The organism is Streptomyces sp. NPDC021012, assembly GCF_044333355.1.
GTDB lineage: Bacteria > Actinomycetota > Actinomycetes > Streptomycetales > Streptomycetaceae > Streptomyces.
Window position 1 is genome coordinate 1 of record NZ_JBIRQU010000033.1, and the last position, 2,181, is coordinate 2,181.

The window sequence follows — 2,181 nt, forward strand, 5'->3', positions numbered from 1 at the left end:
TGTCGGTCACCTGAGACTCCTGATGCGTAGCGGTGCCTCGCCTGCCGGGTCGTTGTCCGGGTGTGCGGGCAGGTGTGCCAGCTCGCTGATGGCGGTGGTGAGCACGTCGATGCCGCGCAGATAGTCGGAGAGCACGATGTGTTCGTCGTCGGCGTGGTCGAGGCTGCTGTCACCGGGGCCGTAGGTGGCCATCGGGATGTCCCAGACCTCGGCCAGGGTGTTCATGTCCGAGGTGGCCGTCTTCACCTTCAACCGCGGCTGGGCATGCAGCTGCCGGATCCCGGACACCAGGGCCCGGACCGCCGGATCGGACCGGCCCACCCGGCACGCCTTCACCGAGTTCCGCACCTCCAGCTCACCGTCCGGCAAACGCTCCCGCAGCCGGTTGACGAGTTCCTCGGCGTCGAAGCCGGGAGGGGTGCGGACACTGAGCTCCGCCGTCGCGGTGGTCAGGTCGCCGTTGAGCTGGACCAGCGTCGCCCCGGGCTGGTCGAACACACCATGACTCGCCTCCGGGCCGAGCAGGTCCACCAGCGCGTTCCAGCAGTCAACAGCCAGCTCGGACGCCTTCGGCTCCGGATTACTCGGATGAGTGGCGGGGCACTTCACGGTGTAACGCAGGTCCAGCTTGCCCTTGTAACCCAGCACCACACTCGACCAGCCACTCGGCTCGCCGATCACCAGCACGTCCGGCCGGTCGTGCGTGGCCCGGATCGCCATCGCGCCGCGTGAGCGCGGGGTCTCCTCCTCCACCACACCGATCACCACGATCCGGCCCGGGAAGTCGGCCGCACCGGCCGCCGCGCAGATCATCGCCGCCAGCGGCCCCTTGGCGTCCACCGCGCCCCGGCCATAGAGCCGGCCGTCCTCGGAACGCACCGGAACCAGCCCCGACACCGTGTCCATATGCCCAAGGAGCATCACGGTCGGGCCGTCCCCGCGCCCGATCACACCGACCGCGTTGCCCACACCGTCGATATGCGCGCGAAACCCCAGATCGGTCATCGCCCGCACCACATAGTCGCCCAGCGCACGCTCGTGATACGACGGAGAAGGAATCTCCAGCATCGCCCGCAGCAGCCCGACGGCATACGTCTCGGTCACACTTCCCGAGGAAGTGAACGCCTCGTTCATCGCCGCGCCCGATCCCGCAGGAAGCCCACGATGTGGTCCGCGACATCGACCCGGTCGCCGAGCGCGGACTGGAAACCGGTGAACTCCACCCGGTGGTTGACCTCCAGGACCAGCAGCCGGCCCTCACCGTCCTCGATCAGGTCCACCCCCGCGATCTCCGCGCCCACCGCGGCCGCCGCGTCCAGCGACAGCTTCTCGATCTCCGCCGTCACCTCACACGGGTGGACCTGCCCGCCCAGCGCCACGTTCGTCCGCAGCGATTCACCGGTGCGGTAGATGGCACCCAGGACCTGGCCGCCGACCACGACCACCCGGATGTCCCGGCCCGGCTTGTCGATCAGCTCCTGCACATACCCCAGATGCGACTGCGGCCCCGACAGCGCGCCGACGTACTCCAGCACACCCTGTGCCGCCGCACGATCCCGCAGCTCCACCACCAGCCGGCCCCACGAGCCGACCAACGGCTTGATCAACGCCGGATACCCGATGGTGGAGTCCAACGCCGTCAGCGCGGCCTGCGGGGTCAGCCCCAGCGCGGTCCGCGGCGTCGCGATCCCCGCCGCTTCCAGGGCCAGCGTGGTACGCCACTTGTCCCCGCACACCTCGGTCGCACCGGCACTGTTGACGACATCGACCCCGGCCGCGGCAAGACTGTGCGCCGCATAAGCCGCACGGACCTGACCGATCTCCCGGTTCAGCGCCACACCCCAAGGCAGACCACCCTGGCCGGCCACGAACCACGCACCGCGCGTGTCGACATGCTCGAAACGGACCTTGCGCCGGTCGAACGCGTCAAACAGCCTCTTCTCATCCGCACCGACCCTGCTGGCAAGCACCGCGATCTCGCAGCCACCCCCGCGCTCTGGCGTCGCTGACACGTGACCTCCGTAATAGGACCACCGACCAACCCCGGACGGCACAACCCACCCGCCGCACGGAAAACGAAACTACGAGCACCCCCCACCCCCCAACATCCGCAACAAGCTCATCCACAACGACACACCCCGCTGACCCACCCCCACACGATTACAAGCCCTGATTACCCGG

Annotated in this window: 2 protein-coding genes; both read right to left on the minus strand. The window is 68.8% G+C overall.

The window, feature by feature from the left end; translation table 11 throughout:
- Positions 1–6: 6 nt before the first annotated feature.
- Complete coding sequence (locus ACH4TP_RS40305) at positions 7–1,134, minus strand: M20/M25/M40 family metallo-hydrolase (protein ID WP_398440717.1); 1,128 nt, start codon at positions 1,132–1,134, stop codon at positions 7–9.
- Complete coding sequence (locus tag ACH4TP_RS40310; RefSeq protein ID WP_398440718.1) at positions 1,131–2,012, minus strand: RimK family alpha-L-glutamate ligase; 882 nt, start codon at positions 2,010–2,012, stop codon at positions 1,131–1,133. Before ACH4TP_RS40310 ends, ACH4TP_RS40305 begins: the two co-directional genes overlap by 4 nt.
- Positions 2,013–2,181: the final 169 nt, after the last annotated feature.

Coding starts and splice junctions, on each gene's coding strand:
- ACH4TP_RS40305 (WP_398440717.1), bottom strand. CDS start 1,134: ATGAACGAGGCGTTCACTTCCTCGGGAAGTGTGACCGAGACGTATGCC.